Below are 3,156 nucleotides of genomic sequence, written 5' to 3' on the forward strand. Positions count from 1 at the left end.
CCTTCGTCTGTTTAACCTCCTACAGCGAAACGGACGAAAATCTCACAGATATGAGAAAAAAACAGTCTTTGATATTTTAGGTGTTGTGTATGAGTATACCACTTCTGCCCATCAGGTAGCATAGCGAAAAATTTGAAAYCCGYCAGGGTTTATTTGACKTGCCTACTTTTATAACATCTATAAAAGATAATAAAAAACTACGTGGAAAGACCRCATTTTGTATAAAAATATACGTTAAGTTGATGGATGTGTGGCGAGACCCCTAAAATAAGGAGGAAATATTTAATGAATGTTATTTATCGTAAAACGTTTGAGCAATTAGGTGGAGCAACAATAAATATAAGCAACGAGAAAACCATAATAAACCCTCTTGAAATTCCTGTAAATGATGATGATAAAAAAAAGGAAGCCTTTACAGATTCTTTACAAAATATGTATGGGCTTATCGAGGAGCATATTTTATGTCTAAAAGAACTAGAACATCTAAAAATGATAAGTGGTTAAAAGAAGGACGAGGAACAGGGAGCGGAGTAGATTATAAACCGTTGGTAAACGTTCAAGTTGTTTTTTTTAAGCGTAATTTGTACGTTTTATTGTAATCTTATTACAGATTTTTAATTGGGATGGTGTTATAAGTGGATTTGTTTATTATTGGGAATGGATTTGATTTAGGACATGGTTTACATACGAGGTATTGGAATTTTCGTTGCTATTTAGAAGAACATCGAGGAGACTTCTTGAGGGATTTCGAAGAGAAATATTATTTGTGGGGAGAAGGGTTACAAACTTATCTATGGAATGATTTAGAATGTAATTTAGCTAATATTGATGACATTGTATTGACTGAACAAATGCTTCAAAGTACGGATTTGGGGCTGGAAAGTGGAAATATTGGTATAGAAGATACTTTGAATCATTACTTCAAAGTCGAATTTAAGTACATTGAAGAATTAACTATCTATTTAAAAGAATGGATTGAAGTAGTAAATCAAGAGTTGGACGGTATGAATAGAAGAACCTCTTTAATCAATGAAAGCCATCAAGATATATTTATAAACTTTAATTACACCACTACTTTGGAGGATATTTACAATATTTCAAGATCGAGTGTTTTACATATACACGGTGTAGTAGATTCAGATGATGAATTAGTGTTAGGGCATTCAAATTCATCTAGAATAGATTACTTTAACGAAAATTATAATGACTATCAAAATAAATTTGATGAACAAAGGGCACCAATATATAAGGTTTTAACTGACTATTGTTCTAAAACATATAAAGATGTAAATAATTATATAGATCAACTATTTTCATTGAATTTTGATGCTGTTGAAAGAGTAATTATAATTGGACATTCTTTAGGTGAAGTGGATTTGCCATATTTTAAAGAAGTTAAGGAACGAGTTAATGAAAATACAGAATGGCATGTTTATTATTACGGTGAGAATGATATTGAAAATTTTAGAGGTAAATTGACTCAAATAGGCATAATTGAACAATATATAAAATTTATTCACTGTGACACATTCTATGATTTACCTTGACTAGAGCAAACAATATAAAATTAAAAATGTGTAATTTTATAATTTACTTTTGTTCAATCTTTTTTATAAAAATTTCATCATGTCAAAATTAAACCCACGCTTTTTGATTAATCTTTATTCCAAACACGTGGGCTTCTTCTATTTATAAAACTAACGTTTGCAGCTAAATTTTAATTAAACTTTATTCCAAACCAACATCTGTCTTTCTATTACTTTATAAACTATATATAAATATAATGTGCAAAACATACAAACATAGATAATGTGTTATAATAGAAACAATCCAATACTAAAAAATCATATTGCAAAAGGACACACCTACGCAGAACCATGGCGTAGGTGTGTCCTTTTTTGTTTAAGGAGGAAAAAGTTATGGGAAAAACGTTATTTATTGCGGAAAAACAGAAAGTGGCCAATGAAATTATGAAATCRCCAAGATTCCGTCAYTCAMAAAAGTAYAYTGGSAGCAAACCTTATTAYGGTTATTATGAAAATGATCATTATATTGTCAGTTGGTGCCGTGGGCATCTGYTGGAACTCAAAAATCCRGAAGAGATGGATCCAGAGTATAAAGTGTTTAAGTTAGAGCATTTACCTTTAATTTATCAGCCCGCTTATAAGGTGAAACAAGAAAATGCTGAACAATTACAAATACTTGTTAAACTGCTGCAACGACATGATGTTGACCATGCGGTTAACATATGTGACGCGGACCGCGAAGGAGAGTTAATCTATAGGGAAGTGTACGAATATGCAGGAGTGAATAAAAAGCAATCTCGTGTATATAAATCCTCTTATGAAGCGGCAGAACTAGAGGCAGCGCTCAATCGATTAGAAAGCGCATCAAAATACGATGGACTGGCGTATTCTGCTAAAGCAAGACAGTACTTGGACTATCTATTAGGTATGAACATAACGAGGGGATGTACAACGAAATTAGCACAGAATAAGTTCCTGCTATCCTCTGGACGTGTACAGATGTGTTTATTACATGAGATACGACAACGTGAGGTAGCGATTGGAAATTATAGAGAGCAATCTTATTATCATCTGCAACTAGTAACAGATTTAGGAATCACTCCGGTTATGAAAACAGAAGACCAGGTATTAAACCCATCGCCATTAAGAAGTTTGGGAGAAAACTTGAAAGGCCAATATCTCGTGGTGGAAGAATTTAAAGAAGGAAATCGAAAGAAGAATCCTAAATTATTATATAACTTAACGGATTTATATAAAGATGCTCATGCTCATCTGCAGATTAATGCAGAAACCGCAAGAAAACATATTCAGAATTTGTATGARGAAGGATTTATTACCTATCCACGTTCTTCTTCTAGGCATTTACCTACAGAACAAGTAGAGCGTGTGAAAGGTGTTATGCACTCATTAGCAACGAGTCACTATTCGTCATTGGTACAATTAGTAGATATTGAGGCAATTAATACAAAACATAAAACATTCAATGATGARCTTGTATCAAGCCATTTCGCTATCATTCCGACGACAAAACAATATAAGGGAGGAGAGCGTCCTGATATTGAAAAACAGCTCTATGATCTTGTAGTAAAACGCTTTGTGGGTAATTTCATGCGTCCTGCAGTGTATCTAG

General features: G+C 32.9%; 3 protein-coding genes. All 3 read left to right on the forward strand.

The genetic code is table 11. The features are described from left to right. Positions 1-285 precede the first annotated feature (285 nt). A complete protein-coding gene (locus tag AC1DJR_RS23395; protein WP_477003619.1) occupies positions 286-504 on the forward strand; it encodes a hypothetical protein in 219 nt (72 codons plus the stop codon). A gap of 131 nt (positions 505-635) precedes the next feature. Beyond that, complete coding sequence (locus AC1DJR_RS23400; RefSeq protein WP_477003620.1) at positions 636-1,547, forward strand: bacteriophage abortive infection AbiH family protein; 912 nt, start codon at positions 636-638, stop codon at positions 1,545-1,547. Between the two features lie 372 nt (positions 1,548-1,919). Then, positions 1,920-3,156 (forward strand): DNA topoisomerase (locus AC1DJR_RS23405; RefSeq protein WP_477003621.1); only part of this gene is annotated, 1,237 nt, incomplete at its 3' end.

The organism is Bacillus sp. 05T31 (assembly GCF_056396725.1).